Source organism: Sulfitobacter sp. 1A15106 (assembly GCF_043556995.1).
Taxonomy (GTDB): Bacteria; Pseudomonadota; Alphaproteobacteria; order Rhodobacterales; family Rhodobacteraceae; genus Sulfitobacter; species Sulfitobacter faviae.
In genome coordinates this window covers 69,681-95,341 of the sequence record NZ_JBIFFM010000005.1, presented here as the reverse complement: position 1 = coordinate 95,341, position 25,661 = coordinate 69,681, and the positions used below count along the sequence as shown (strand labels likewise).

At 64.0% G+C, this 25,661-nt stretch carries 23 protein-coding genes and 1 riboswitch; of the genes, 4 read left to right on the top strand and 19 right to left on the bottom strand.

Translation table 11 applies throughout. The features are described 5' to 3' along the window. The 8 genes from ACGYKA_RS09315 to ACGYKA_RS09280 form a co-directional block, all read right to left on the bottom strand. The gene (locus ACGYKA_RS09315) at positions 1 to 630 is read right to left on the bottom strand and encodes a precorrin-8X methylmutase (protein WP_067265689.1); all 630 of its coding nucleotides are present in this window, start codon (positions 628 to 630) and stop codon (positions 1 to 3) included. Beyond that, a complete protein-coding gene (cobG, locus tag ACGYKA_RS09310; protein ID WP_394411950.1) occupies positions 620 to 1,768 on the bottom strand; it encodes a precorrin-3B synthase in 1,149 nt (382 codons plus the stop codon). The genes ACGYKA_RS09315 and cobG overlap by 11 nt, the downstream gene beginning before the upstream one ends. Continuing rightward, complete coding sequence (gene cobN / locus ACGYKA_RS09305; RefSeq protein ID WP_394411947.1) at positions 1,765 to 5,007, bottom strand: cobaltochelatase subunit CobN; 3,243 nt, start codon at positions 5,005 to 5,007, stop codon at positions 1,765 to 1,767. Before cobN ends, cobG begins: the two co-directional genes overlap by 4 nt. Before the next feature lie 6 nt (positions 5,008 to 5,013). Further along, the gene (gene cobW / locus ACGYKA_RS09300; protein WP_394411944.1) at positions 5,014 to 6,048 is read right to left on the bottom strand and encodes a cobalamin biosynthesis protein CobW; all 1,035 of its coding nucleotides are present in this window, start codon (positions 6,046 to 6,048) and stop codon (positions 5,014 to 5,016) included. After that, on the bottom strand, positions 6,045 to 6,419 hold the full coding sequence (locus ACGYKA_RS09295) for a DUF1636 family protein (RefSeq protein ID WP_394411941.1): 375 nt from the start codon (positions 6,417 to 6,419) through the stop codon (positions 6,045 to 6,047). The genes cobW and ACGYKA_RS09295 overlap by 4 nt, the downstream gene beginning before the upstream one ends. A 72-nt stretch (positions 6,420 to 6,491) precedes the next feature. Continuing rightward, positions 6,492 to 7,004, bottom strand: a complete 513-nt coding sequence (locus tag ACGYKA_RS09290; protein WP_394411938.1) for a hypothetical protein — start codon at positions 7,002 to 7,004, stop codon at positions 6,492 to 6,494. 11 nt (positions 7,005 to 7,015) lie between these two features. After that, entirely contained in the window at positions 7,016 to 7,699 is a 684-nt protein-coding gene (locus tag ACGYKA_RS09285; protein WP_394411936.1) for a CbtA family protein, read from the bottom strand. A gap of 212 nt (positions 7,700 to 7,911) precedes the next feature. Beyond that, on the bottom strand, positions 7,912 to 8,082 hold the full coding sequence (locus ACGYKA_RS09280) for a CbtB-domain containing protein (protein WP_082849519.1): 171 nt from the start codon (positions 8,080 to 8,082) through the stop codon (positions 7,912 to 7,914). Between the two features lie 33 nt (positions 8,083 to 8,115). Continuing rightward, positions 8,116 to 8,333, bottom strand: a riboswitch (cobalamin riboswitch). Positions 8,334 to 8,498: 165 nt separating this feature from the next. On the opposite strand from ACGYKA_RS09280, the gene ACGYKA_RS09275 reads away from it, so the two are divergent. Beyond that, positions 8,499 to 9,509, top strand: coding sequence for a PAS domain-containing protein (locus ACGYKA_RS09275; protein ID WP_394411933.1), 1,011 nt, complete (start codon positions 8,499 to 8,501; stop codon positions 9,507 to 9,509). Positions 9,510 to 9,512: 3 nt separating this feature from the next. On the opposite strand, the gene pncB is transcribed toward ACGYKA_RS09275, so the two are convergent. Next, the gene (gene pncB / locus ACGYKA_RS09270) at positions 9,513 to 10,805 is read right to left on the bottom strand and encodes a nicotinate phosphoribosyltransferase (RefSeq protein ID WP_067265706.1); all 1,293 of its coding nucleotides are present in this window, start codon (positions 10,803 to 10,805) and stop codon (positions 9,513 to 9,515) included. Positions 10,806 to 10,874: 69 nt separating this feature from the next. Continuing rightward, complete coding sequence (pncA, locus tag ACGYKA_RS09265; protein WP_394411930.1) at positions 10,875 to 11,471, bottom strand: bifunctional nicotinamidase/pyrazinamidase; 597 nt, start codon at positions 11,469 to 11,471, stop codon at positions 10,875 to 10,877. Positions 11,472 to 11,569: 98 nt separating this feature from the next. On the opposite strand from pncA, the gene ACGYKA_RS09260 reads away from it, so the two are divergent. Further along, positions 11,570 to 12,469: a rhodanese-related sulfurtransferase gene (locus tag ACGYKA_RS09260; RefSeq protein WP_394411927.1), complete on the top strand. Its 900-nt coding sequence runs from the start codon at positions 11,570 to 11,572 to the stop codon at positions 12,467 to 12,469. Positions 12,470 to 12,478: 9 nt separating this feature from the next. On the opposite strand, the gene ACGYKA_RS09255 is transcribed toward ACGYKA_RS09260, so the two are convergent. The 5 genes from ACGYKA_RS09255 to ACGYKA_RS09235 form a co-directional block, all read right to left on the bottom strand. Further along, positions 12,479 to 13,807, bottom strand: coding sequence for an NAD(P)/FAD-dependent oxidoreductase (locus ACGYKA_RS09255; protein ID WP_394411924.1), 1,329 nt, complete (start codon positions 13,805 to 13,807; stop codon positions 12,479 to 12,481). Further along, positions 13,804 to 14,625 carry an ABC transporter permease gene (locus tag ACGYKA_RS09250; RefSeq protein ID WP_394411921.1) on the bottom strand — a complete coding sequence of 274 codons (822 nt, stop codon included), beginning with the start codon at positions 14,623 to 14,625 and terminating at the stop codon, positions 13,804 to 13,806. The genes ACGYKA_RS09255 and ACGYKA_RS09250 overlap by 4 nt, the downstream gene beginning before the upstream one ends. After that, on the bottom strand, positions 14,622 to 15,497 hold the full coding sequence (locus ACGYKA_RS09245; RefSeq protein ID WP_394412367.1) for an ABC transporter permease subunit: 876 nt from the start codon (positions 15,495 to 15,497) through the stop codon (positions 14,622 to 14,624). Before ACGYKA_RS09245 ends, ACGYKA_RS09250 begins: the two co-directional genes overlap by 4 nt. Before the next feature lie 2 nt (positions 15,498 to 15,499). After that, positions 15,500 to 16,627, bottom strand: coding sequence for an ABC transporter ATP-binding protein (locus ACGYKA_RS09240; protein ID WP_394411918.1), 1,128 nt, complete (start codon positions 16,625 to 16,627; stop codon positions 15,500 to 15,502). 99 nt (positions 16,628 to 16,726) lie between these two features. Beyond that, positions 16,727 to 17,812, bottom strand: coding sequence for a polyamine ABC transporter substrate-binding protein (locus ACGYKA_RS09235; RefSeq protein WP_394411915.1), 1,086 nt, complete (start codon positions 17,810 to 17,812; stop codon positions 16,727 to 16,729). A 145-nt stretch (positions 17,813 to 17,957) separates the two neighbouring features. On the opposite strand from ACGYKA_RS09235, the gene ACGYKA_RS09230 reads away from it, so the two are divergent. Both ACGYKA_RS09230 and ACGYKA_RS09225 read left to right on the top strand, forming a co-directional pair. Next, on the top strand, positions 17,958 to 18,659 hold the full coding sequence (locus ACGYKA_RS09230; protein WP_394411912.1) for a GntR family transcriptional regulator: 702 nt from the start codon (positions 17,958 to 17,960) through the stop codon (positions 18,657 to 18,659). A 75-nt stretch (positions 18,660 to 18,734) separates the two neighbouring features. Beyond that, entirely contained in the window at positions 18,735 to 20,129 is a 1,395-nt protein-coding gene (locus ACGYKA_RS09225; protein WP_394411909.1) for an aspartate aminotransferase family protein, read from the top strand. A gap of 33 nt (positions 20,130 to 20,162) precedes the next feature. Here ACGYKA_RS09225 and ACGYKA_RS09220 read toward each other — a convergent pair whose 3' ends face one another. The 4 genes from ACGYKA_RS09220 to dapE form a co-directional block, all read right to left on the bottom strand. Further along, a complete protein-coding gene (locus ACGYKA_RS09220) occupies positions 20,163 to 21,461 on the bottom strand; it encodes a lytic murein transglycosylase (protein ID WP_394411905.1) in 1,299 nt (432 codons plus the stop codon). 101 nt (positions 21,462 to 21,562) lie between these two features. Further along, positions 21,563 to 23,833 (bottom strand): ribonuclease R, encoded by a 2,271-nt coding sequence (gene rnr, locus ACGYKA_RS09215; protein ID WP_394438644.1) that lies wholly within the window; start codon positions 23,831 to 23,833, stop codon positions 21,563 to 21,565. A gap of 32 nt (positions 23,834 to 23,865) precedes the next feature. Beyond that, positions 23,866 to 24,435: a TIGR04282 family arsenosugar biosynthesis glycosyltransferase gene (locus ACGYKA_RS09210; protein ID WP_394411899.1), complete on the bottom strand. Its 570-nt coding sequence runs from the start codon at positions 24,433 to 24,435 to the stop codon at positions 23,866 to 23,868. Beyond that, positions 24,432 to 25,577 carry a succinyl-diaminopimelate desuccinylase gene (dapE, locus tag ACGYKA_RS09205; RefSeq protein ID WP_394411896.1) on the bottom strand — a complete coding sequence of 382 codons (1,146 nt, stop codon included), beginning with the start codon at positions 25,575 to 25,577 and terminating at the stop codon, positions 24,432 to 24,434. The genes ACGYKA_RS09210 and dapE overlap by 4 nt, the downstream gene beginning before the upstream one ends. Between the last annotated feature and the right edge of the window lie 84 nt (positions 25,578 to 25,661).

Below are 25,661 nucleotides of genomic sequence, written 5' to 3'. Positions count from 1 at the left end.
TCATTCCACCCTGCTGGCCAAGGCGTTCACCGCCGCCACGGTGATCGCCGAGCCGCCCAAACGTCCCTGCACGATCATCGAGGGCACCGGCAGATCCTGCATCAAAGCCTCTTTTGATTCCGCCGCACCGATAAAGCCCACCGGGCAGCCGATGATTGCCGCCGGGCGCGGGCAATCGGGGTCTTCGAGCATGTTGAGCAGGTGAAACAGCGCCGTGGGCGCATTGCCGATGGCCACCACGGCGCCTTGCAGATGGGGCCGCCACAGTTCCAGCGCGGCAGCAGAGCGGGTGTTGCTCATCTTCGCGGCCAGTGCTGGCACCGAAGGGTCGCGCAGGGTGCAGATCACCTCATTCTCGCGCGGCAGGCGTTTGCGGGTGATGCCTTCGCTGACCATATAGGCGTCGCAGAGGATCGGCGCGCCGTCCTCCAGTGCCGCCCGCGCGGCCACGGCCATGCCTTCGGAAAAGCGGATGTGCTCCTCCAGCCCGACCATGCCCGCGGCGTGGATCATGCGCACGGCGACGATCTCTTCCTCCGGGGTGAAACGCGCCAGCGCCGCTTCGGCGCGGATGGTGGCAAAGGACTGGCGGTAAATCTCGGCACCGTCGGTGATATAGCTATGGGGCATCGGCGGACTTTCTAAGGTGAGAGGCGATGGCGGCGGGGGTCAGCCCGCGCAGATCAGGGATGGCATCGGCGCGGCCATCGTGAATGAAGTCATAGCGCTCTGGCGCGGTGGCGGTCAGGGTGAGGTCGGTAGCGCGCGGCGCGGCGCAGCCCTTGGCGCAGCCGGAGACGTGCAGGCGTTGCCCCTTCGGCACCATGGCGGCAAGTTGCCGGGCCAGCCGCCGCGCCTCACCCCGGCCCTGTGCGCAGCCTGGCGCGCCGATACACGCAACCACGCGCAACAGCGGGTCATCGGCGGCGGTGATGAGACCGGACAGATCAGGCAGGCGCGGGGCACCTTCGATCAGCACCCTCCGCCACGGGGTCAGGCGCAGCGGGCCAAGCTCGGCGAGCGCGGCAAGCGTCTCGGCCTCCATCTGCCCGAAAGCACAGGCGACAAGCGCCCCGGCTGGGTAGAGGCCGGGGGCGGGTGTGCCCTGCCCTGTCTGACGCGGGCAGTCAAAACCGGCGGGAAGCGGTGCCCCCGTGGCGGTGGCGCGCGCGGCGCGGGTCACCCCCTGCGCGCGCACCCATTCGGCCAGCGCGATGGCTTCGGTCACCGCAGTCGCACGGGTCACGGGCTTGGCCCGCGTTGCCCCTTCAATGCAGAGCAGTAGTTGCCCCTCCGCCGAGCGCTCGAACCGGATGTCGGCGGGATCGGCCTGCAACATCGGCTGCAACCCTGCATCGACCGCATAGCCGAATTTGGCCGAGACTTCCGGCAGCGCATGGGCCTGCGCGGCGGCTGAGAGGGCTTGGCAAAGGAAATCCGTATCATCGCCCGCCTGCCAAAAGGGGCTGACCATGATGTTGCGCCGCCGCTCCGTCCGCTCATCCACGTCGATCAGTGCCAGCGCGCGCAGCGCGTCGATCAGACCTTCGTGCCGCGCGGAATCGACGCCGCGCAGTTGCAGATTTCCCCGGTTCGACAGGTCAAGCATGCCGTTGCCATAGCGCGTGGCCAGCCCCGCCACGCCGCGGGCTTGGGCCGGGGTCAAGCGCCCCTGTGGCACCCGCAGACGCACCACCAGCCCATCGCCCGAGAGCATCGGACGCAGCGCCCCGGGGCACCAGCCCTTGATCGCCGGGGCCGCGCTCACGTCACCCCGTCCAATGTGGCCGAGATCGAGTTGCGGCGGGTCTGCCAGAGGCCCGACTCGCGCAGCGCCGCGAAACGGTCGCGCATGGCTTGCAAGGCCGCGGGGTTCTCGGCCTCCATAAAGGCGACCAGATCATCGCGCCCCAGCGTGGCGTCGAAGTAGAGGTCGAAGAGATGCGCAGGCACCTCGCGCGTCAGATGCGCAAAGGCAGCAAGGTTGTCGAGTGTCGCTGCCACCTCTGCCGCGCCGCGAAAACCATGGCGCATCATGCCGCTGGCCCAATTGGGATTGGCCGCACGGGCGCGGACGACGCGGGCGATCTCTTCGGGCATGGAGCGCGCCCGCGGGCTGCCTGCGCCGGTGTGGTCAAGGTGGTACATCGCCGGTTTCTGCGCGCCCAGATGCGCCATCGCGGCGGCAAAGCCGCCTTCGTGGCTGGCATAGTCCGAGGCCAGCAGGATATCGCTTTCGGCCAAGTCCTGCACATGAGCAAAGCCATCGGCGCGCTGCAACTGCGCCTCCAGCGCGGCGCGGTCCTGATGCGCCTCGCCTTGGGCGTTGATCGCCCATTCCGACCCCGCGAGCCACGCCTCTCCCGCCGCGGCGCGACCCGCGTCGGAGTAGTCTTGCAAGGCCGCTTCCATATTCACGCCGTAAAGGCCCGGCTTGGGGCCAAAGACACGGGGGGTTCGGGTGAGGTACGGGTTCATATCCGGCGCTTCTTCGCGTTCGGCCAAAGCCGCCGCCCCGGCTTCGAAAAGCTGCGCGAGACCGGGAAAGACATCGCGGAACAGGCCCGAGATGCGCAAGGTCACGTCGATGCGCGGACGGTCCAGCAGGGTCAGCGGGATCACCTCAAAGCCCGAAACCCGCTCACTGCCCTCATCCCATTTCGGCGCGATCCCGGCGAGATGCATCGCCATGGCGACCTCTTCGCCCGCCGTGCGCATGGTGGCCGAGCCCCAAAGGTCGATCACCAGCCCGCGCGGCCAGTCGCCATTGTCTTGCAGATGCCGCCTGAGCAATTCCTCGGCCAATTTCACCCCCTGCGCATGGGCGGCCCGGCTGGGCACCCCGCGCGGATCGACGGCATAGAGGTTGCGCCCCGTCGGCAGCACGTCGGACCGCCCGCGATAGGGCGAGCCGGAAGGCCCGGAGGTGACGCGCCGCCCCGCCAGTGCGGTCAGCAGCCCGTCCCATTCGCCCTCCCCCGCGCCGAAGATGTGCAGACCATCGCCGTATTGGCTTTCCTTGATGTCGCAAACGAAGGCGTCGATCCGGGTTAGCGCCTCGGCCGAGGAACTGGCGGCGTCGAGGCCGAGGTCATCTTCCACCCCCGCCGCCTGCGCCTCGGCCCGGATCGTGTCGACCAGCCGGTCGCGGCGCGCGGGGTCGAGCCCGTCGGCGGTGGAATATTCGTCCAACAACCGTTCCAGCCGCAACAGCCCATCGGGCGTTTCACTGTCTTTCAGCGGGGGCGGCAGATGGCCAAGCGTCACCGCCCCGATGCGCCGCTTGGCCTGTGCCGCTTCGCCGGGATCGTTGACGATAAAGGGGTAGATCACCGGCAGATCGCCGGTCAGCGCCTCGGGCCAGCAATCGCCCGAGAGGGCCACCGCCTTGCCCGGCAGCCATTCCAGCGTACCATGCGCGCCGATATGCACCAGCGCGTGATGCCCCTGCGCCCGCAGCCAGAGGTAGAAGGCCACATAGGAATGCCGCGGCGTGCGGGCGAGGTCGTGATAGCTGTCTTCGCGGTCTTGCAGATCGCCCCGCTCGGGTTGCAGGGCGACCAGCGCGTTGCCGCAGGTTTGGGCCGCGAAGTGAAAGGCGCCGTCCTGCACCAGCGGATCATCCTCAGCCTGCCCCCATGCCTGCGCGAGGTCATCGCGCAGCGCCTGCGGCAGGCTGGCCAGAGCGGCACGGTAGTCAGCCAACGGCCATGAGATGCGCTGCTCGGTCAGGCTCCGGCCAAAACCGATCTGCGGCGTGACGCCATAGCCCTCACCCGCCAGCCGCATCAACATGTCTTCGACGCTGGCCAACGCATCAAGGCCAACCGCATGGGCCAGTTGATCGTCCCGCCCCGGATAGGTCGAGAGCACCAGTGCCAGCTTGCGCGTGGCCGCCGGGGTCTGCGCCAGCCGATGCCAGCCCAGCACGCGGGCGACGACAGCCTCGATCCGCGCCTCTTCGGCGCGGTGGGCAAAGCGGGAATATTGCAGATCGGGGTCGCGCTTTCCGGGGCTCTTGAAGCTGACGACGCCACCGAAGATGCGGCCATCGACCTCGGGCAGGACCACATGCATCGCCAGATCGGCGGGGGAAAGGCCGCGCTCGCTTTCGTCCCAGTCGCGCCGCCGGGCGGTGGAGAGGGCCACCTGAAACACCGGGCAGCCCGGCGCGTCGAGCGGGGAGGTGCCATCATCCCCGCGCCCCGAAAAGGCGGTGGCGTTGACGATGGCCACGGGTTTCATCGCCGCCAAGGCATCGTCCAGAAAGCCCCGCGCAGGATCGGATTTGAGCGAGGGTACGAAAAGCCCGATGGCGTTCAGCCCCGCCGCCCGCAACGCCCGGATCAGCGCATCGACAGGCGCGGTATCGGCGGCCAGAAGATAGCTGCGGTAAAAGGTAACCGCGACAGTCTCCCCCGCCGCGTCGGCGAGGGGGAGCACCCCTTGATCGGGGTCGTAATAGCCGCAATCGGGCACCGTTTTCGTGCCCATGACCGGCCCGGCGTAAAAGCCCGCCGCCAGCGCCATCTGCGCCAGCGCGGCCTGCGCCGCCACGGGCCCGCCCGCGTCACAAAGATGCGCAAGACGGCGCAGCGTGGAAACCGGCAAAGTCGAATGCGCGTCGAGCCCCGGATCCTCGCGCCCATCGGCGGGCAAGACGGCCAGCGCGATATCATGGCGGCGGGCGAAGTCTTGGACCTGCATGATGCCGTATGGCCAGTAATTCTCCCCCCCGATGAGGCGGATCAGAATGCCCTTGGCCCCGGTCAGCGTCTGTTCGATGTAGTTGTCGACCGAGGCCGGGTGCCGCAGCGCCACGAGGTTGCACAGCCGCAGCGAGGGCAGCTTGCCCTCCTTGCCGCCGCCGCGATGCCAGCCTGCCGCGAAAGCGCCGAGGTCACTGTCGGAAAACGACAGCACCACCAGATCGGCGGGGGTTTGCCCCGGATCATAGGGGGTGTCGGTATCCTCCAACCCGTGGCTTTCGCGAAAGACGACATGCATGGGCGGTCAGGCTCCCAAAGTCTCGCGGATTTTGGCAAGGTCGATGTCGTCATGCTCGGCGATCACCACCAGATGCCCGGCGCGCGTGTCGCTGCCCCAAGGACGGTCGAACTGCTGGCGCACCCGCGCGCCCACGGCCTGCACCAACAGGCGCATCGGCTTGCCCTCGACCGCGACATAGCCCTTCACGCGCAGGATGTTCTGCTCACGCGCGAGCCGCTCGATCGAGGCCACCAACGCATCGACATCCGACACTTCCGGCATCGGGATCACCACGGTTTCGAAATCGTCATGCTCGTGATCGTCGTGGCCGTCATGATGCGAAGGGCGCGCGGCGAGGTCGTCTTCGGCGGCGGCGTTGAGTCCCAGCACGACCTTGGGGTCGATCACGCCTTCGGTCATCTCAAGGATCGGAATCTCACGCGGGCTTTCCTCTTCGATCACCGCGCGGGCTTTGGCGAGGCCATCGGGACCGGCCAGATCGGCTTTGGACATCAGCACGATATCGGCGCAGGAAATCTGATCTTCGAACACTTCGGAGAGCGGCGTTTCGTGGTCGAGGCTGTCATCGGCCAGACGCTGCGCGTCCACGGCGGCGACATCAGCGGCGAAAGTGCCAGCCGCCACGGCCTCGGCATCGGCCAGCGCGATGACGCCGTCGACGGTGATCTTGGACCGGATCGCGGGCCAGTCGAAGGCCTTGAGCAGCGGTTTTGGCAGGGCCAGCCCAGAGGTTTCGATCAGGATGTGATCGGGGCGCGTGGGCAGGGCCATCAACGCTTCGATGGTGGGGATGAAATCATCGGCCACGGTGCAACAGATGCAGCCATTGGCCAGCTCGACGATATTCTCCGCCGGGCAGTCGTCGATGGCGCAGGATTTCAGGATGTCACCATCCACCCCCACGGTGCCGAATTCATTGACCAGAACCGCAAGGCGACGCCCGCCGGCATTGGTCATCAGGTGGCGGATCAACGTGGTCTTGCCCGCGCCGAGAAAGCCGGTGATGACGGTAACGGGGATTTTAGCGAGATCGCTCATGCGGTAGGCTCCTGCGGCAGGGTCAAAGGGGGGATACGCGCAAGGCTTTGCTTGCGAAAGATGACCGGGCGTTCGCGCCATGGCACCAGCCCATCTTGGGTGGCGGCATAGGCGGCGGCTCCGGCAAGGATGTCGGCGGCGTCTTCCTTGGTCAAGCGGCCATAGACATAGGACCATTTGCCCGGCGCAGACAGCGCCACGGCGGCCCCCTGCGAACAGGCGGAAAGACATTGCACCGGCACGATGGTCACGCCCTCGGGCGCGCCTGCGGCGTCGAGGGCGGCATGAAGCTGCGCGCCGGGGCGCGGGGCGTCTTCCTCCAGCACCTCACCGGCGCGGCAGGTTATGCAGACATGTAGGGTTGCGCTCATTGATCTGGTCCCATCGGGTTATGCGTGCCGGGTATGCGCTCCGGCGCGCTATGAAAAGGGGAGGCGGCGCGATTATTCAACCGTCAGCACCTCACGGGCCGTAATCGGCGCACCGTTCACCGCCAAGGGGCGGTGGTCATTGGCGTTGAGCGTGACCTCCACCGTGACCTCGCCCTTGGGCAGATCGGCCAGATGCAGCCACGGGCCATAAAGCCGCCCGATCTTGGCACCGTTGACATAGACATGGGCATGGCCCTCGCCTGGTTGGTTGTCCCCGCTGGCATTCTGCGGGGCAAAGGCGAAGCCTTCGGTCTCAACAAAAAGGTTATGGCCCGCCATCGGGTCGGGGGTCACGCGGATGGCAAGGCTGGGGGCCTCCTCAGGGGCCAGCGCGATGGGCTGGCCGTGCATCCGCGCGTGATCCGGACCGCCGTGATCCATGGCCACATGCCCGCCGCCGCCATGGGCGGCAGGGTCGCCGTGATCATGGCCGTCGAAGGTCACCCCGTTGCTTGCGGCGATGGCAAAACCAATGCCACCGCCAAAGACCAATCCAATGGCGAATAGCGCCAGTGATCTGTCCATTTCGACCTCCCTCAGGCGCTCTGCGCGCCTTCACGTTGCCAAAAGAACCCGGCGAAACTGCCCAGCAACACCCAGGCGGCCAAGCCGATGCCAAGCGCACGGGCGGCGAAAAGCGCGCCGATCTCGGTCGGCACCGGGCCGCTGAAGCTGTCAGGTTCGGGTGCGCCGATGACATGGGGGGCCATCAGCAGTACCGCCGCGCCGATCCATGCGCCCCAACCTTTGCCGAAGGCGAGCAGCCACATCGCCACCAGCGCTGCCGCTGCGGTGGCAAACCACCAGATTTGCCGCGCGGTGATATCTGCGGCGGCGACGCCGGGCACTTCGGGCGCAAGGCTGAACCCCGGCGCGAGGTGGAAGGCCACGAAACCGGCGACACCCCAAAGGATGCCCCAGCGGCCATCGATCACCGCGCCGCGCTCTTCGCCAAGGCTCATCGCGGCCAGAAGGATCAGCGCATAGGCGGTATAGGTCAGCATGGTGAAGATCAGGCTCAGCCCATCGCGGACGGCATCGAAACCGGGCAAATCGGGATGCGCGCTGACGGAGTCGGCCCCGAAATGCACCAGCGCGCCGGTCTCATAAAGCTCGGCATGGAGCAGCACGGGCTGCACGAAATAGAGTTGCAGCAAACCGGTCAACAGGCCGGCAGAGGCCCCGGCAAAGAGGGCGGAAGTCAGAAAACGTGAAAACATCGCAATGATCCTTAGATGCGAAATGATACTCAGCGCCGCGCGAAACGCGGGCCGAGGACATACCCAGCCTCAAGATGTGCCAAAGCCCTCCCGACGCAGCGAACGGCGGGCGCGGGCAAAACAGCGAAAGGCAGGCATTGATAAATGGCAGAATCACAGACAGCCGGACTGCGGCATGGCAGCCCGGACCCCTGTGATACCGAACGCGGCGCTTAGTGGCAGGGAAAGCCTGTCGCGTGGCGCACGTCATGGGCGGCATCATGCAGTGCTGCGGCCTGCACATGGCCGGTCAGCGCCATCAGAGCCACACCCAATACGGCGGCAAACAGCGCCGGTACGAGTTTGCTGCGCGTGGCACCGGCGGTCTTAATCATCGTCGTCATCTTCAATCTCCTTACCGTCACACCCGACGGCATCTAGCGTTTCACTCGCCTGGCAGGTCTCCTGGCTCGCGGGTCGTGGCCTTTGCCCGCCTTCCCCGTCCGAAAGGACAAGTGGCACGAGGGGCATTGGCTTACCGCTTACAGTCGCGGGGGCGGCTTCGGCTTCAGGGTCGGGCGACCCCTTACTGAATTCCCTTTTCGGTCCCACACTCAAAGGCGCTTTTCGGGACACCAAGCGCCCTCAATTACGCATTTTAGGCCCTTCCTGACAAGCCGCATTTATCGAACCTCGCGGAACCTTATGGCGCATACAGCATTTAGTAGATAAATATGGCCCAACCCCCAGTATGCGGGTTGACCCAAAAGCCACGTGCAGGGCACATTGACGGCCAGTTTTGATCAAAGGGCGGGAATTCATGAACGACAACACGGTCTCCGCCGCTCGGCAGACCCTGACCGAAGACGTTCTAGGCAAGGTCGTGCGCTATGCCCGCCTGCCGCTGTGCATCACCGACCCGACCCTGCCGGACAATCCCATCGTCTATGTGAATGACGCTTTCACCGATCTCACCGGCTATGGTTTGGATGAGATCGTGGGCCAGAACTGCCGCTTCCTGCAAGGTCCGGAAACCACGCGCGAAAGCGTCGATGCGGTGCGCGAAACCCTACTGGCGCGCCGGGTCGATACGGTGGAGATCGTGAACTACCGCAAGGATGGCAGCCGCTTCCTGAACGCCCTGCAACTGGGGCCGATCAATGACGAAGATGGCAATCTGATCTACTTCTTCGGCTCGCAACTCGACGTTTCCGAACGCCGCCGGGCGGAGCGGGAGCACCGGCAATTGGCCGATGACGAATTGCTGCACCGGCTGCGCAATATCGTCAACGTCATGACCGCCATGGTCCGCCTGACCGCCCGTGAGGAGCCGAGCCCCGCGGCCTTTGCCGACAAGGTGATCGAGCGGCTGGCCGCCTTGGGCGCGGCGCATTTCGACACGATTGGCCGCAGTGACCAGCATGAGGTGGATTTCGAGACGCTGATGGGGCCGATCATGCGGGCCTACACCTCGGCCACCGAGGATCAGATCAACCTCACCGGGGCGAATCCGCTGATCTCGCACCGCCTCGTTTCCCCCCTGACGCTGGCCTTGCACGAGCTGGCGACGAATGCGGTGAAACACGGCTCGCTCAGTTCCGATACCGGGCGGGTATCGCTGGATATCACCATCCTTCAGGAGCCTGCGCGCATGCGGTTTGTCTGGCGCGAAACAGGTGGGCCAGAGGTCATCAAATCTCCGCGCAACAGCGGCTCGCGGATCATCCAGTCCTTGACCCGCGCAGTCGGTGGCACCCTGCACTACGATTGGCAGCCCGAAGGGTTGATTGCCACGGCGGAGTTCCCCGTGGCCGCCCTTGGCGAAGGCTGACCGTCAAACGATCACCTGCTGCGCGGCCTGCTCTCCGACCCCGAAAACACGCTTGTAACGCGCGATTTCATCCGCCGGCCCCATCGCCTTGTTCGGGTTGTCCGAGAGTTTGACCGTGGGCCGCCCATTGGCGCTGACCGCTTTGCAGACCAAACTAAAGGGCGCCAGCGCATCATTCGGCACCAGCCCGCGGAAGTCATTGGTCAGCAACGTCCCCCAACCGAAAGAGACCTTGGCCTTGCCCGCAAACTGCGCGTGCAACTCCTTGATCTTGTCCACATCCAGCCCATCGCTGAAGATCACCCGCTTGGTCGTCGGGTCCTCGCCGCGGGCGCGCCACCAGTCAATGGCCGTCTGCGCCGCCGTGGCCGGATCGCCGCTGTCGACGCGGATGCCGGTCCAGCCCGCCAGCCAATCCGGCGCGTGATCGAGAAAGCCCTTAGTGCCGTAGGTATCGGGCAGGATGATCCGCAGATTGCCCTCATGCTCATCATGCCAATCCGACAGCACGTCATAGGGCGCGCGGGCAAGGGCGGCGTCATCCTCGGCCAAAGCGGCATAGACCATGGGCAATTCATGGGCATTGGTGCCAATCGCCTCAAGCTCGCGCATCATGGCGATGCGACAGTTGGAGGTGCCGGTAAAGGCATCGCCCAGCCCCTCATGCATCGCCTGCACGCACCAATCCTGCCAAAGGTAGGAATGCCGCCGCCGGGTGCCAAAATCCGCGATTGAAAGGTTGTCGACCTCGCGCAGCGCTTCGATCTTTTCCCAGACGCGGGTCATGGCACGGGCGTAAAGCACCTGAAGCTCGAACTTGCCCATCGGGTCGAGCGCGGCGCGGCTGCGCAGCTCCATCAGCACCGCCAGCGCGGGAATTTCCCAAAGCATGACCTCATGCCACTTGCCCTCGAAGGTCAGCTCATACTGATCGCCCTTCCGCTCCAGATGATAGGGCGGCAGGCGCATGCCCTCGAACCACTCCATGAAATCGGGGCGGAACATCTGGCGTTTGCCGTAGAAGGTATTGCCGCGCAGCCATGTGCTCTCCCCCCGGCTGAGGCTGAGCGAGCGGATGTGATCGAGTTGCTCGCGCAACTCCCCCTCGTCGATCAGCTTGGCCAGCGGGATATGGGTGGAGCGGTTGATCAGGCTAAAGGTGACCTGCGTGTCCGGCTTGTTGCGAAACACCGACTGGCACATCAAGAGCTTGTAGAAATCCGTGTCGATCAGCGACCGCACGATGGGGTCGATCTTCCACTTATGATTATAGACGCGGGTGGCGATGTCGACCATGGGAGGTTCCTTATTGCGTGCCCCTTCATGCCAAGGGGGCGGACAGATGGGCAAGGGGAAAGCGGCGGATCAGGCCAGCGTCACCCCCGCCGCGCGCATGCCGTCGCGGGACTTGGCAAGCGATCCGTCCAGATCGATCGCGCGGCACAGGTCTTCGCGCACATCGACCTTGAACCCCAGCTTCGCCGCGTCCACCGCCGAGAAGTTCACGCAGAAATCCAGCGCCAGCCCCACCATCGTCAGCCGTTCGATCCCCCGCGTGCGCAGGTAGCCTTCGAGCCCCGTGGGCGTACGGTGGTCATTCTCGAAAAACGCCGAATAGCTGTCGATGTCGGGGTTATAGCCCTTGCGGATGATCAGATCGGCGCGGTCGGTTTGCAACTCGGGGTGGAACTGCGCGCCAATGCTGCCTTGGATGCAGTGATCTGGCCAAAGCACCTGCGGGCCGTAGGGCATGGTGATGACCTCGTAAGGCCCGTTGTCCTTATGCGATGAGGCAAAAGACGAATGCGCCGCCGGATGCCAGTCCTGCGTCAGGACCACGGCGTCAAACTCGGGCATCAGCGCGTTGATGCCGCGCAGAATCTCATCGCCCTGCGGCACTTCCAGCGCGCCGCCGGGGCAGAAATCATTTTGAACGTCGATCACGATCAGGGCATGGGTCATGGGCATTCTCCTTACCAAAAGGGGTAGGGCTGCGGATGGGGTAGGTCAATGGCACGCGCCGGATTGAGCTTTGCCGCCGAAGCGCTTATTTGACGCTCATGTATACCATCGCCGCCTTATATCACTTCACCCGCTTCGACGATCCCGCCGCGCTTAAACCCGCGCTTTTGGCGCTTTGCGAGGCGCAATCAGTCATGGGCACGCTGCTGTTGGCCCCCGAAGGGGTAAACGGCACCATCGCCGGGCCGCGCGCCGGGATCGACGCGGTGATCGCCCATCTGCGCGCCCTGCCCGGCTGCGCGGATCTGGAGTGGAAAGAGGCCACCAGCGACAAGCCGCCCTTCGGCAAGATGAAGGTGCGCATCAAGCGCGAGATCGTGACGATGGGCCAGCCCGATGTAGATCCCCGCGCCAAGGTGGGCCACTACGTCGACCCGAAGGACTGGAACGAGTTGATCCGCTCCCCCGATGTGGCGGTGATCGACACGCGCAACAGCTACGAAGTGGCGATTGGCTCCTTCGAAGGCGCGGTCGACCCCGAGACCGAGAGCTTCGGTGAATTCCCCGCGTGGTGGGAGGCGAACAAAGACCGCTTCCACAACAAGAAAATCGCGATGTTCTGCACCGGCGGCATCCGTTGCGAAAAATCGACCAACTATCTGATCGGTCAGGGGGTCGAGGATGTCTTCCACCTCAAAGGCGGCATCCTGAAATACCTCGAAGAGGTGCCCGAACAGGAAAGCACATGGGAAGGCGACTGTTTCGTCTTCGACAACCGCGTCAGCGTCGGCCATGGGCTGCGCGAGGGGCCGCATATGCTTTGCCACGGATGCCGCCGCCCGATCCTGCCCGAGGATACGCAGCACCCCGCCTATGAGGCCGGGGTGTCCTGTCATCAATGTGTGGATGAGACCTCGGAAGAAGATAAGGAACGGTTCCGCGAACGCCAGCGCCAGATCACGCTGGCCAAGGAACGCGCGGCGCGGGAAGAGGGCTGACCGCCCCCTTCAGCGATCCGACAGCGCGAAGCCTGCATAGGCAAAGGGCATGACCGCCCGGCGAAAACGGCCCAATTCGAACCGTGCAAGCGGGGCGCGCATGGGGGCGGGATAGGGCCGCTCGGGCGTGATGCCGCGAACCAGATCGGCCAAAATGGCGCCGGAATAGCTGGCCATCGCCACGCCATTGCCGTGGTAGCACAGCCCTGCGAAGATCCCCGGCTGATCCGGCACCTGCCCCACGAAGGGCATGCGATTGCGCGCGATACAGACCATGCCGGACCAGCCATGCGGCGTTTCGACATGACGCCACGCGGGGAACATCGCCTCGAAATCCGCGCGGGCCCGGGCCAGCGCCCGCCGCTCGGAATTGGGGTTGGACATCAGCCCGCCGCGCACGCCGAACAACATACGATTGTCAGGCATCAGCCGGAAGTAATGCAGCAGATGGCGGCTGTCATAGCAGGCCTGTTGGCTGGTCCAACCTTGGGCGGAAAGCTCTGCCTCGGTCATCGGGCGGGTCACGATCACGCTGGATTGCGTCGGCATGTAGCGCGCGGCCAGCCATGGCGGCAGGTCTTCGGAGGAATAGCCGTTGGTGGCAATGATCACCCGCTCGGCCCGAATGCAGCCCTGCGGCGTCGTGACCTCGAACGCGCCCTCGCGCCCCGTCACCCCGGTGGCCGGGCTGTTGTGATAGATCGCGGCCCCCGCCTCTTCCGCGGCCTGTGCGAGGTCGGTCACATATTTGCGGGGGTTGAGGCCAAAGCCAATCGGCACCGTGATCGCGCCCTCGAAGCCTGCGTTCAGCCCCTCGGCGGCCAGATCGGCCTTTTCGGTCAACCGGGCCGTGACGCCGTAATTCTCCGCGTAGTACTCCAGCCTGCCGCGCATCTCTTCGAAATCGCGCGGGCGGTGGGCCAGCTGGGTTTCCCCTCGAGAATGCCGATCAACATTGATGCCGCGGGCGGCGATGAAATCCTCCACCTGTCGGATCGCCGCCACCTCGGCCTGCCGCCAGCCAAGCCGCTCTGCCGGCCCGAATTTCCGGTCAAGCGTCGCGTCGTCCAGCATCCCGCCGCCCAAGCAGCAAAAGCCCCCGTTGCGGCCCGAAGCGCCAAAGCCCACCCGCTCGGCCTCCAGCACCGTGGCCCCGACCCCGGCCCGCGCCAGATGCAGCGCGGCATTGAGGCCAGTGAAACCGCCGCCGATGATCACCACATCGGCCTGCGCGTCGCCTTGCAGCGCCGGACGCTCCGGCGCGCCATGGGTCTGATCCCACCAGCAGCCCGCACGCGGCGCTTCGGAATAGGCGAAATCCGCGTAGATACGCTTCATCCGGCGGGCCGCTCCGCCGCGCGGGCCTCCTCCTGCGCGCGCAGGCTTGAGCGTTTGCTGACCAGCGATGCGGTGATGACACCCACGGTCACGATGGCGATCATGATCGTCGAGAGCGCGTTGATCTCGGGCGAGACGCCCAAACGCACGGCGCTGAAGATCTTGATCGGCAGCGTTGTGGCCGATGGCCCGGCGGTGAAGGAGGCGATGACCAGATCATCAAGGCTGAGCGTGAAGGCCAGAAGCCAGCCCGAGATCACCGCAGGCGCGATAATGGGCAGTGTCACGAGGCGGAAGGCCTCCCATGGCGAGGACCCGAGGTCGAGCGCGGCCTCTTCCAGCGAACGGTCAAAGGACACGAGCCGCGAGGAGACCACGACCGAGACATAGCACATCGAAAAAGTCGTATGCGCCAGCACGATGGTCAGCACGCCCCGGTCGAGACCGATGCCGATGAAAAGCAAGAGGAGCGACAGGCCGGTGATCACCTCGGGCATCACCAGCGGCGCGTAGATCATGCCGGAGAACAATGTCCGCCCCATGAACCGCCCGCCGCGCACCAGCACATAGGCCGCCATCGTGCCCAGCAGCGTGGCGATGGAGGATGAGATCACGGCGACCTTCAGCGTGACCCAAGCGGCGTTCAGGAAGGCTTCGTTCTGCAACAGCTCGCCATACCAGCGGGTCGAGAATCCGGCCCAGACCGTCACCAGTTTCGAGGCGTTGAAACTGTAGATCACCAGAATGATCATCGGCAGGTAGAGAAAGGCGAACCCCAGCGTCAGCGAGGTCACGTTGAACCATGTCATCCGCTTCATTGTTCGGCCTCCGCCTGTTTCTGCTGGTTGCGTTGGAAGAGGATGATCGGAATGATCAGGATCAGCAGCAGGATCACCGCCACCGCACTCGCAACCGGCCAGTCGCGGTTGTTGAAGAACTCCTCCCACAGCACCTTGCCGATCATCAGCGTGCCCGACCCGCCCAAAAGCGAGGGGATCACGAATTCACCCAAAGCCGGGATGAAGACAAGGAAGCTGCCCGCCACAATGCCGTTGCGCGACAGCGGGATCGTCACCAGCCAGAAGGCTTGCAAACGCGAGCAGCCCAAATCCTCAGCCGCCTCGTTGAGCGACTCGTCGAGCCGGTCGAGCGCGGCATAGATGGGCAGGATCATGAACGGCAGGTAGGTATAGACGATGCCGATGTAGACTGCCGTATTGGTATTAAGGATCTGTAAAGGCTCTGCCGTTAGACCCAACCCCATCAAAAGTTGGTTCAGCAGCCCTTCGTTGCTGAGAATGCCCATCCACGCATAGACGCGGATCAGGAAGGAGGTCCAGAACGGCAGGATCACCAACATCATCAAAGTGGCGCGCCACTCTTCGGGGGCGCGGGCCATGCCGTAGGCGATGGGATAGCCGACCAAGAGCGTCAGCGCGGTCGATACAACGGCGATGCGCAGGGAGCTAAGGTAGGCTTTCCAATAAAGATCGTCGGAGGCGAGGAAGGTAAAATTCTCGAAATCCAACTGGGCGATCAGGACGCTGATGCCGTCTTTGATCGTCGGCGTATAGGGCGGGATCGCCAGCGCCGTATCGGAGAGGGAGATTTTGAAAACGATCAGGAAAGGCACCAGAAACAGCGCCAACAGCCAGAGGTACGGGACCGCGATCAGGGCGAAACGACGCATGTTCATTGCGCCAACAAAACGCCTGCGGTGGCGCTCCATGAAATCCAGACCGGGTCTTCCCATGTGATGTCACGGCGCGCGATGCGCCGGGTGTTGGCCGTCTGCGCCTTGATCACCTGCCCGCCGGGCAGTTCGACGTGATAGGTGGAAAGGTTCCCCAGATACGCGATGTCGAGCACTTTGCCCTGAAGCGCATTTGGCGCATCCTCGGGCCGCTCGGTCGAAATGCGGATTTTCTCGGGCCGGATCGCCAGATGGGCCTGCTGCCCTTCGCTGAACGGCGCGGCAGAGGTGGCGATCAGCGGCGGCTGCCCCTCGATCCAGTTCAGATGGTATTGATCTTGGCCAATGGCCTTGGTGCTGGCTTCGATGATGTTCACGTCACCGATGAAGTCGGCGACATAGACGGAATTCGGCGCTTCATAGATCTCGGCCGGGGTGGCCACCTGAATCACGCGCCCCTCGTCCATCACCGCCACGCGAGAGGCGACGGTCATCGCCTCTTCTTGGTCGTGGGTCACGATGACAAAGGTGGTGCCGGTGGATTCTTGGATGTCCATCAGCTCGAACTGGGTGTCTTGCCGCAGCTTCTTGTCCAGCGCGCCCAAGGGTTCATCAAGCAGCAGAAGCTTCGGCGCTTTGGCTAGCGAGCGCGCCAGCGCCACACGCTGCCGTTGGCCGCCGGAGATCTGATGCGGTTTGCGGCGGGCGAATTTCTCTAGCCGGGTGAGCTTCAGCATCTCGGCCACGCGGGCGGCGATGGCGTCCTTCTCCATCTTGTCGCGGCGCAGGCCGAAGGCGATGTTGTCCCAGATGCTGAGATGCGGAAACAGCGCGTAGGATTGGAACATCATGTTCACCGCGCGTTTGTTCGGGGGCACCGGGGCGATGTCCTGCCCCGCTAATTCGATGCGCCCGGTGGTGGGGCTTTCGAACCCGGCCAGCATCCGCATCATCGTCGTTTTGCCACAGCCCGAAGGCCCAAGAAGGGCAAAGAATTCCTGCGCGTAAATATCCAAAGACAGATCGTCGATGGCGACGAATTCGCCGAATTTCTTGGTCACATTCTTAAAGCGAATGAGCGGCTTTTCGTCGGGGTCGTTCCAGGGGGCGAAGACGGTTGGGCTCACGGTTGAGACATCCTTTGATCGGGCTTTGCTCGGGCTTTGATCGGGTCGCGGGGCAAGAAAAAGGGGCGCGACCAGACTGGCCGCACCCCCTGTCTCAGATCAGGTACCGGACTTGATCTTGGTCCAGAGCCGGGTCACCACGCGCTGCACTTTCGGCGGGTAAGGTGTGGTGGTGAACAGGTTGTTCAGCGCCGCCTCAGAGGGGTAGATCGCCGGGTCGCCGATCACATCCTCGACCAGATGCTCTTGCGAGGCTTTGTTGCCGTTGGCGTAGTACACATAGTTCGACGCGGCGGCCATATTCTCGGCATCCATGATGAAGTTCAGGAACTTATGCGCGCCCTCAGGGTTCGGCGCGTCGACCGGAATGGCCATCTGGTCAAACCACATCTGCGCGCCTTCGGAGGGGGCGTTATAGGCGATTTCGACACCGTTGTCGGCTTCATCCGCGCGGTCACGGGCCTGCAAGATATCGCCCGACCAGCCCACCGCGACGCAGACGTCACCGTTGGCCAAAGCGTTGATATATTCCGAAGAGTGGAACTTCTGGATGTAGGGGCGGACCGGCATGAAGACCTCTTCGGCCTTGGCGATCACATCGGGGTCATGGCTGTTGGGGTCTTCGCCGATGTAGTTCAGCGCGGCGGGGATCATCTCTGCCGGGGCATCAAGGAAATGCACGCCGCAGTCGGCCAGTTTTTCCATATTGGCCGGGTCGAAAACCAAGTCCCAGGAGTCGATCGGGGCATCTTCGCCCAGGATCTCTTTCACCTTGCCGACATTCACACCGATGCCGGTGGTGCCCCACATATAATTGATCGAATGGGCGTTATCGGGATCATATTGTTCGGTTCGCGAGGATACCACGTCCCACATGTTTTCGAGATTGGGCAGTTTGGACGTGTCCAGCGGCTGGAATGCACCTGCCGTGATCTGGCGCTGCAGGAAGGTGCCCGAGGGGACGACCACGTCATAGCCGGACCCACCGGCGAGCATTTTGGTCTCCAGCACCTCGTTGCTGTCGAACACATCGTAGACCAATTCGATGCCGGTCTCTTCTTCGAATTTATCCAGCAGGGATTCGTCGATATAGTCGGACCAGTTGTAGACCCGGACTGTTTCGGCAGTGGCGGCACCTGCCATCAAGGTGGCACCGGCGACGCTGCTTAGTAGCACATGTTTCATTTCATACTCCCGTTAGACAGGTCGGGTTGATCCCCACCTTTCGTCAATTTGATCAAGTTTTGCCTCTTCGGGCAAGATGGTTTATGCTTTCATGCAGAATGAAATGCTGCAAGACACGGCGAAACAAGACGGAAAGACCGCTCCCATGGGTTCAGAAAAAACCGATCCGAGATTGCTTCCCGCCGCCGATGCGGCGGCCAAGACCCCGATCCATCAGCATGTTTACGAACGCCTGCGCAAGATGATTCTCTTCGGCGATCTGGCCCCCGGACAGGGGGTCACGATCCAAGGTCTGACCGCCGCTTTGGATGCGGGCATGACGCCGGTGCGCGAAGCCATCCGCCGCCTGATCTCGGAAGGGGCGCTGACCCATTTGGGCAACCGCCGGGTCACCGTGCCGGAACTGACCCATGCAGGGCTGGAAGAGCTCGGATTCATGCGGGAAACGCTAGAGCCGGAACTGACCAAACGCGCCGCAAACCGCATGACGGATGAGCGTTTGAACGCATTGAAAGCCTGTGACAACGCGTTGAACCATGCCATCGACCGGGGCGATGTCGGCGGCTATTTGATGCAGAACTACAGCTTTCACCGGATGATTTACGACCTTGCCGAAGCGGCGATCATGGCCGCGACGGTGGACCGTCTTTGGCTGCGTTTCGGCCCCTCGCTTCGGGTGGTTTGCGGGCGCTATGGCACCAGCAATCTGCCCGATAAACATGCCGAACTTTTGGCGGCCTTTGCCGAGGGCAATGCCGCGCTGGCGGGTGAGGTCATGGCGGGCGATGTTGCCCAAGGAATGACCCAAATTCGCGCAGCCCTTGATGGTCTGCCCGTTCCGCGTTGATTCGATTGACATGCTATAATTTGATCATATTCTGCGGCGAAGCTCATTTTTCATGCAAATAGAAGGTGCACACCCATGCCGCCCATCACGAATCACTTCCCCACCGCGGACCTTCAGGCGCTGGATGCGGCGCATCACATGCACCCTTTCACCACAAATGATGAGTTGAGCGACAAGGGTGCGCGCATCATCACGCGGGCCAAGGGCATCTATCTGACCGATAGCGAGGGGAATGAGATTCTCGATGCGATGGCCGGGTTGTGGTGCGTGAACCTCGGCTATGGCCGCGAAGAGATGGGCAATGTCGCCGCGCGACAGATGAACGAACTGCCCTATTACAACACCTTCTTCCAAACCACCCATGTGCCCGCCATCGCGCTGGCTAAGGAACTGGCCGATCTGGCCCCCGGTGATCTGAACCACGTCTTCTTCGCCGGGTCGGGGTCAGAGGCGAATGACACCAATCTGCGCATGGTCCGCACCTATTGGGCGCAAAAGGGCAAGCCTGAGAAAAGCCATATCATCAGCCGCAAGAACGCCTATCACGGCTCTTCGGTCGGCTCGGCCAGTCTCGGCGGCATGACCTATATGCATGAGCAAGGCGGGCTGCCGATCCCCGGCATCCACCACATCGGCCAGCCCGATTGGTATGCCGAAGGCGGGGATATGTCGCCCGAAGACTTCGGTCTGAAACGCGCACAGGAGCTGGAAGCGAAGATTGTCGAGCTGGGCGCGGACAAGGTCGCGGCCTTCATCGCCGAACCCGTTCAGGGCGCGGGCGGGGTCGTCGTGCCGCCCAGCACCTATTGGCCCGAAATTCAGCGCATCTGCGACAAACACGATATTCTGCTGATCGCTGACGAGGTGATCTGCGGCTTTGGTCGGACGGGCAATTGGTTTGGCTCGCAAACCATGGGCATCAAGCCGCATATCATGACCATCGCCAAGGGGCTGAGCTCGGGCTACGCGCCCATCGGCGGGTCGATCGTTTGCGACGAGGTGGCCGAGGTCATCAACGCCTGCGAGTTCAACCACGGCTACACCTACTCCGGCCACCCGGTCTGCGCCGCCGTGGCTTTGGAAAACCTGCGGATCATGCAGGAAGAGAACATCGTCGCCCATGTGCAAAACATCGCCGCCCCCGCGCTGAAAGAGGCGCTGGACAAGCTGGGAGAGCATCCGCTGGTGGGCGGGGTGAACGTATCGGGCCTGATGGCCTCCCTCCCCCTGACGCCGCATAAGGAAAGCCGCGCGAAATTCGCCGATAGCGGCACCGCCGGGTACATTTGCCGCGAACATTGCTTTGCCAACAATCTGGTGATGCGCCATGTCGGCGACCGGATGATCATCTCTCCGCCGCTGATCATTACCCCGGAAGAGATAAAGATCTTCGCCGAACGGGCGACCAAGGCACTGGATGCGACCTATGCCGATCTGAAAGACAAGGACATGCTCAAAGCCGCGTCCTAAAACATCGGGCTGCCCCCAATCGGGGGCGGCCCCTCACTCTGCGCGCAGTCGGGCCAGCAGCCGGGGTGAGGCATAGCCATCAGGCGCGATCCCCTCGGCCTTTTGATAGGCGCGCACGGCATTGACGGTCAGCGGCCCGATCTTGGCGTCGATCTTTTGCGTGTCAAAGCCCGCTTCGGTCAGCAGGGTCTGCAATTCGATCCGCTCATCAAAGCTCAGCGCACGGTCTTCGCGGGGCCAGTCCTGCTGTATCTCGCCCGCGCCGCCGATGCGGTCGGCCAGATGGCCCACACCGATGACATAGGCATCCGCCGTATTATAGCGCTCGATCACCGCGAAATTGGGGAAGATCATAAAGGCGGCCCCCTCTGCGCCCGCGGGCAGCAAGATCGACGCCGGGCCATGATCCGCCACCGCCCCACCATCGAGCGCGGTGACGCCAAGATCGGCCCATTCCGCCGGGGTCTTGGTCACCGCGCGGTCGGCCAGCAGATAGTCGAACCCCTCGGGCAGAGCCACTTCGACCCCCCAGGGCTGCCCTTCGGTCCAGCCAAAATGCTTGAGATAGGCGGCGGTAGAGGCCAGCGCATCGCTGGGGTCATCGCCCCAGATGTCGCGCCGCCCGTCGCCATCCCAATCGACCGCATGGGCGTGGAAGGACGAGGGCATGAACTGCGTATGCCCCATCGCGCCCGCCCAAGAGCCGCGTAATTGATCGGCATCGGTATCGCCCGCCTGAAGGATGCGCAGGGCGTCGAGGAGCTCGCCTTCGAAAAATTCCGCCCGCCGCGCGTCATAGGCAAGGGTGGCCAGTGAATCCAGCACCCGATCCCCGCCCCGGAAGCTGCCATAGGCGCTCTCAAGCCCCCAGATCGCGGTGACGATCTCTTTCTCGACACCGTACTTCACTTCGATCTCTTCCAGCGTGCGTTGCCATTGGGCGAGCGCCTTCTGCCCGTTCTGCACCCTCAGATCCGAGGTGGCGGTGTCGAGGTAATCCCAAATCGTTTTGGTGAATTCCGATTGGTTGCGGTCGCGGCGGATCACCTCCGGGTCATAGCTGACCGTATCCAGTGCCCGGCCAAAGACATCCGGGTCGATGCCCTGTTGCAGTGCGCGGGGGCGGAAGTCTTTCACCCAAGCGCGCAGCCCGGTGTCGTCGCCGCTGGCCTCTGCCGCGGGTTCCTGCGCTACTGGCGCCACGGCGGCCAGCACGGCCTGCGGCGCGCGCGGCGCGGGGCGCAGGGATTCAGTCGGGCCTAACGCGAAGGCCGGAGCCCCCATGCCAGCTGTCGCCAGAATGCCTGAAATCATCGCGTAGTGCCGGATCATAATCGCCTCACCTCATAGAGTTACGGCAAATCCTATGCCCGCCCCGCCCCGGTGGAAAGGGAGGGGGGCGGGCATCCGCGAAGCTCCGCCGGTTTGCCGCATCAGCGGCGGGTGCGGGTCACTTTGCGTTTGATCTTGTCCTTCTTGCGCTTGGCCTTCACGGCCTTGCCGCGCGGCTTGCTACGACCCGCCGGGTTGCGGCGGCCCCCACCTCCGCCTTGCTTGACCTTTTGGTCTTCGATCTCAAGCAATTCCAGCGCGATGCCCCCGGTCACGGGGACCGCCTCGGCCAGCCGCACGGTGACACGCTGGCCAATGCCGATCATCATGCCGGTGTCCGAGCCCATCAGCGTCTGCGCCTCGGCGTCGTGGTGGAAATACTCCCGCCCGAGCGAGCGCATCGGCACCAGACCGTCCGCGCCCGTCTCGTCCAACTTCACAAAGGCACCAAAACGCGCGATGCCGCTGATCCGCCCGGTGAACTCATTGCCGACACGCTCCGACAGGAAAGCCGCGAGGTAGCGGTCGGTCGTGTCACGCTCAGCCACCATCGAGCGCCGCTCGGTGTCGGAGATATGCGCGCCGGTCTGCTCCAGCCCCTCAATCTCTTCGGGCGTCAGCCCATCCTTGCCCCAGCCATGCGCCGTGATCAGCGCGCGGTGCACGATGAGGTCAGCATAGCGGCGGATGGGCGAGGTGAAATGCGCGTAGGAGCGCAGGGCAAGGCCGAAGTGCCCGATATGCGCCGGGCCATAATAGGCCTGCGTCATCGAGCGTAGGGTGCTGAGATTGATCAGCTCCGCGTCATTGGTCCCCGCCGCCTGATCCAGCAGGCGGTTCAGATGCGCGGTTTGCAGCACCTGCCCCTTGGCCAGCGTGAAACCCGCCGCCTGTGCGGTTTCACGCAGGGATTCGAGCTTCTCTGGCGAGGGTTCCTCGTGGATGCGGAACAGCAGCGGGGTTTTCTTTTTGATCAGCGTCTCGGCAGCGGCGACATTGGCCAAGACCATGAACTCTTCGATCAGCCGATGCGCGTCGAGCCGCTCGCGGAAGTTCACCGACTTCACCTTGCCATCCTCGCCCAATTCGATGCGGCGTTCGGGCAGGTCCAACTCCAGCGGCTGCCGCTCGGCGCGGGCGGTCTTCAGCGCGTCATAGGCGGCGTAAAGCGGCTTCAACACCGGCTCCAACAGCGGGCCGGTGCGGTCGTTCGGGTTGCCGTCGATGGCGTCCTGCACCTCTTCGTAATGCAACGACGCGGGCGAGCGCATCAAGCCACGGTGGAACGTATGGCCGATCTTGTTGCCCTTGGCATCCAGCACCATGCGCACGGCGATACAGGCACGCGGCACGCCCTCGTGCAGAGAGCAGAGGTCACCCGAAAGCCGGTCCGGCAGCATCGGCACCACGCGGTCGGGGAAATAGGTGGAGTTGCCGCGCTTGCGCGCCTCGCGGTCCAACGCCGAGCCCGGCGTCACATAGGCGGCCACATCGGCAATGGCGACCCAAACGACATGGCCACCCTCGTTCTTGGGGTCGTCGTCGGCATGGGCATAGCAGGCGTCATCATGGTCCCGCGCATCGGAGGGGTCGATGGTGACCAACGGCAGGTCGCGCAGGTCTTCGCGACCCTTGAGGCCTTGTGGTTTGGCCGCATCGGCCTGTGCGATCACATCGTCGGGGAAGTCGTCGGGGATGCCGTGCTGGTGGATCGCGATGAGCGAGACGGCGCGCGGCTCGGACGGGTCGCCCAGCCGTTCGACGATGCGGGCGCGGGGCGATCCCATGCGCGCCTTCGGTCCGGCCTGCTCGGCCTCGACCAGTTCACCGTCTTTCGCGCCATGGGTATGGTCGGCACCAACGCGCCATTCCCGATCCGTGCCCTTGTCGATCGGGACGATCCGCCCGCCTTCGGCCGCTTTGCGGAAAATGCCCAGCACCTTGCGCGGGTTGGAGCCGATGCGGCGAATGAGCCGGGCCTCATAGTGGTGATCTTCGCCTTTCACCAGCGTCAGCCGCGCCAGAATGCGGTCACCTTCGCCAAGCGCCGGGTCACTCTCGCGCGGGATCAGCAGAACGATGGGTTCTTTCCCCTCGCCATGCCACTCCATCGGCTTGGCAAAAAGATCGCCATCGCTGTCCGGCCCCGTGACCAGCAAGACCGAGACCGGCGGCAGGCGGTCAGGGTCCTGATAGCTGCGCTTGCGCTTTTCCAGATGGCCCTCGGCCTCCAGCTCTTTCAGCACGCGCTTCAGGTCGATCCGGGCCGCGCCCTTGATGCCAAAGGCTTTGGCGATGTCGCGCTTGGCGGTCAGCGTTGGGTTCTGTTCGATCCAGTCGAGGATCTCGGATTTGCTGGGTATCTTACTCATACCTCAGCAGGTAGCACGCAGCCCCCCTGTCGTCATGGCAAATCGTGAATTTCGTCCACGTCGCGCAGGGTAGAGACTTCGGCGATGCGGTAGCCCGGCAGGGTCGCGCGGCTGTCAGCCAGCGCATGCGGGCCGGACCAGCGCACCCCGTCAAAGAGCGTGGGCGGCGCGCGGCGGGGGTGTTTCAGCCCAACGAGCCAATAGCCGCCATCGGGCGCCGGGCCAAACACCGCGTCATGGTTGCCAAGCGCATCGAATGCCCGCGCCAGTTCCTTGCGGTTGATGCCCGGAATGTCCGCCCCGATCACACAGGCCGGACCCGGCGCGCTGCGCAGCATCCGCGCCATACGGTCGCCCAGATTGCCCCTGCCCTGCGGCCAACGCGGCAGATGCGCGGGCCAGACGCGGCTTTGCAGCCCTTCCACGTCCGGGGCCACGGCCAGCACCACCTGCCAACGGGGGCCTTCGATCCGACGCAACAGGCGGCGGGTCTGATGGCGAAACCACCAAGCCGCGCCGACCATGCCGATGTCGCGGCCCAGACGGGTTTTTACCCGACCGGGGCGCGGCTCTTTCACCATGACGATGAGCGTTGGTTTCACGTGAAATAATTCCGCAGCACGCGCGCGTAGATGGATTTGAGCTGTTCGATATGTTCGACCCGCACATGCTCATCAACTTGGTGCATGGACTGGCCCACCAGACCGAACTCCACCACCGGGCAATGCGCCTTGACGAAACGCGCGTCCGAAGTGCCGCCGGTGGTGGAAAGCTCGGGCTGCACGCCCGTCTCAGCCTCAACCGCGCCCGCGACCAGATCGGACAGGGCGCCCGGCGGGGTGATGAAACTCTCGCCGGAGATCGTGATCTCTACATCCACTTGCAGGCCGAATTCCTCGGCGATCTTATCCGCCTCGCCCCGCAGCCAGTCGCTGAGGCTCGCGCCCGAATGGTGGTCATTAAACCGGATGTTGACCGCGCCGCGGCATTGCGCCGGGATCACATTGGTTGCCTTATTGCCGGTATCCACGGTGACCACGGCCAGCGTCGAAGGGTCGAAGTGATCGCTGCCCTGATCCAACTCATGGCTGGCCAAACGATCCATCAGCCGCACCATCGCGGGCAGCGGGTTGTTCGCGCGGTGCGGATAGGCCGCATGGCCCTGTTTGCCCGTCACCTTGAAATGCGCGTTCATCGAGCCGCGCCGCCCGATCTTGATCATATCGCCCATGGTCTCGGGGCATGTCGGCTCCCCCACAAGGCAGACATCCATCCGCTCGCCGTTCTCGGCCATGTAGTCCAAAAGCGCGGTGGTCCCGTCGAGGGCATCGCCCTCCTCATCCCCGGTGATCGCCAGTACGATGGAGCCGTCGGGCGGCGTGTCCTTCACGAAATCCACCGCCGCTGCGACGAAAGCCGCCACGCCCGATTTCATATCCGTGGTGCCGCGGCCATACATGATGCCGTCCTTGATCTCGGCCCCGAAGGGGGGCATCGACCAATCCGCCTCATCCCCGATGGGCACGACATCGGTATGACCGTTAAAGCCGAAGGACTTGGTGTTGCCCTTGTTGCCCCAGCGGGCAAAGAGGTTGCAGATGCCGCCCCGGTCGACGCGCGTACAGTCGAAACCCGCCGCGTCCAACACCTCTTCGAGCACTTCCAGCGCCCCATCGTTCGCGGGGGTGACAGAGGCGCAGCGCACCAGTTTCGCGGTGAGATCAACAGGGTCGAGACCGGACATATCGGCTCCTTTTCAGGGGTTATCGCTTGTCCGGTAACTTGTGTGGGCAAATCGCGCCGATGCCAAGGGGGCGCATTGCAATTC

Coding starts and splice junctions, on each gene's coding strand:
- ACGYKA_RS09315 (WP_067265689.1), bottom strand. CDS start 630: ATGCCCCATAGCTATATCACCGACGGTGCCGAGATTTACCGCCAGTCC.
- cobN (WP_394411947.1), bottom strand. CDS start 5,007: ATGCATGTCGTCTTTCGCGAAAGCCACGGGTTGGAGGATACCGACACC.
- cobW (WP_394411944.1), bottom strand. CDS start 6,048: ATGAGCGATCTCGCTAAAATCCCCGTTACCGTCATCACCGGCTTTCTC.
- ACGYKA_RS09295 (WP_394411941.1), bottom strand. CDS start 6,419: ATGAGCGCAACCCTACATGTCTGCATAACCTGCCGCGCCGGTGAGGTG.
- ACGYKA_RS09290 (WP_394411938.1), bottom strand. CDS start 7,004: ATGGACAGATCACTGGCGCTATTCGCCATTGGATTGGTCTTTGGCGGT.
- ACGYKA_RS09285 (WP_394411936.1), bottom strand. CDS start 7,699: ATGTTTTCACGTTTTCTGACTTCCGCCCTCTTTGCCGGGGCCTCTGCC.
- ACGYKA_RS09280 (WP_082849519.1), bottom strand. CDS start 8,082: ATGACGACGATGATTAAGACCGCCGGTGCCACGCGCAGCAAACTCGTA.
- ACGYKA_RS09275 (WP_394411933.1), top strand. CDS start 8,499: ATGAACGACAACACGGTCTCCGCCGCTCGGCAGACCCTGACCGAAGAC.
- pncB (WP_067265706.1), bottom strand. CDS start 10,805: ATGGTCGACATCGCCACCCGCGTCTATAATCATAAGTGGAAGATCGAC.
- pncA (WP_394411930.1), bottom strand. CDS start 11,471: ATGACCCATGCCCTGATCGTGATCGACGTTCAAAATGATTTCTGCCCC.
- ACGYKA_RS09260 (WP_394411927.1), top strand. CDS start 11,570: ATGTATACCATCGCCGCCTTATATCACTTCACCCGCTTCGACGATCCC.
- ACGYKA_RS09255 (WP_394411924.1), bottom strand. CDS start 13,807: ATGAAGCGTATCTACGCGGATTTCGCCTATTCCGAAGCGCCGCGTGCG.
- ACGYKA_RS09250 (WP_394411921.1), bottom strand. CDS start 14,625: ATGAAGCGGATGACATGGTTCAACGTGACCTCGCTGACGCTGGGGTTC.
- ACGYKA_RS09245 (WP_394412367.1), bottom strand. CDS start 15,497: ATGCGTCGTTTCGCCCTGATCGCGGTCCCGTACCTCTGGCTGTTGGCG.
- ACGYKA_RS09235 (WP_394411915.1), bottom strand. CDS start 17,812: ATGAAACATGTGCTACTAAGCAGCGTCGCCGGTGCCACCTTGATGGCA.
- ACGYKA_RS09230 (WP_394411912.1), top strand. CDS start 17,958: ATGGGTTCAGAAAAAACCGATCCGAGATTGCTTCCCGCCGCCGATGCG.
- ACGYKA_RS09225 (WP_394411909.1), top strand. CDS start 18,735: ATGCCGCCCATCACGAATCACTTCCCCACCGCGGACCTTCAGGCGCTG.
- ACGYKA_RS09220 (WP_394411905.1), bottom strand. CDS start 21,461: ATGATCCGGCACTACGCGATGATTTCAGGCATTCTGGCGACAGCTGGC.
- rnr (WP_394438644.1), bottom strand. CDS start 23,833: ATGAGTAAGATACCCAGCAAATCCGAGATCCTCGACTGGATCGAACAG.
- dapE (WP_394411896.1), bottom strand. CDS start 25,577: ATGTCCGGTCTCGACCCTGTTGATCTCACCGCGAAACTGGTGCGCTGC.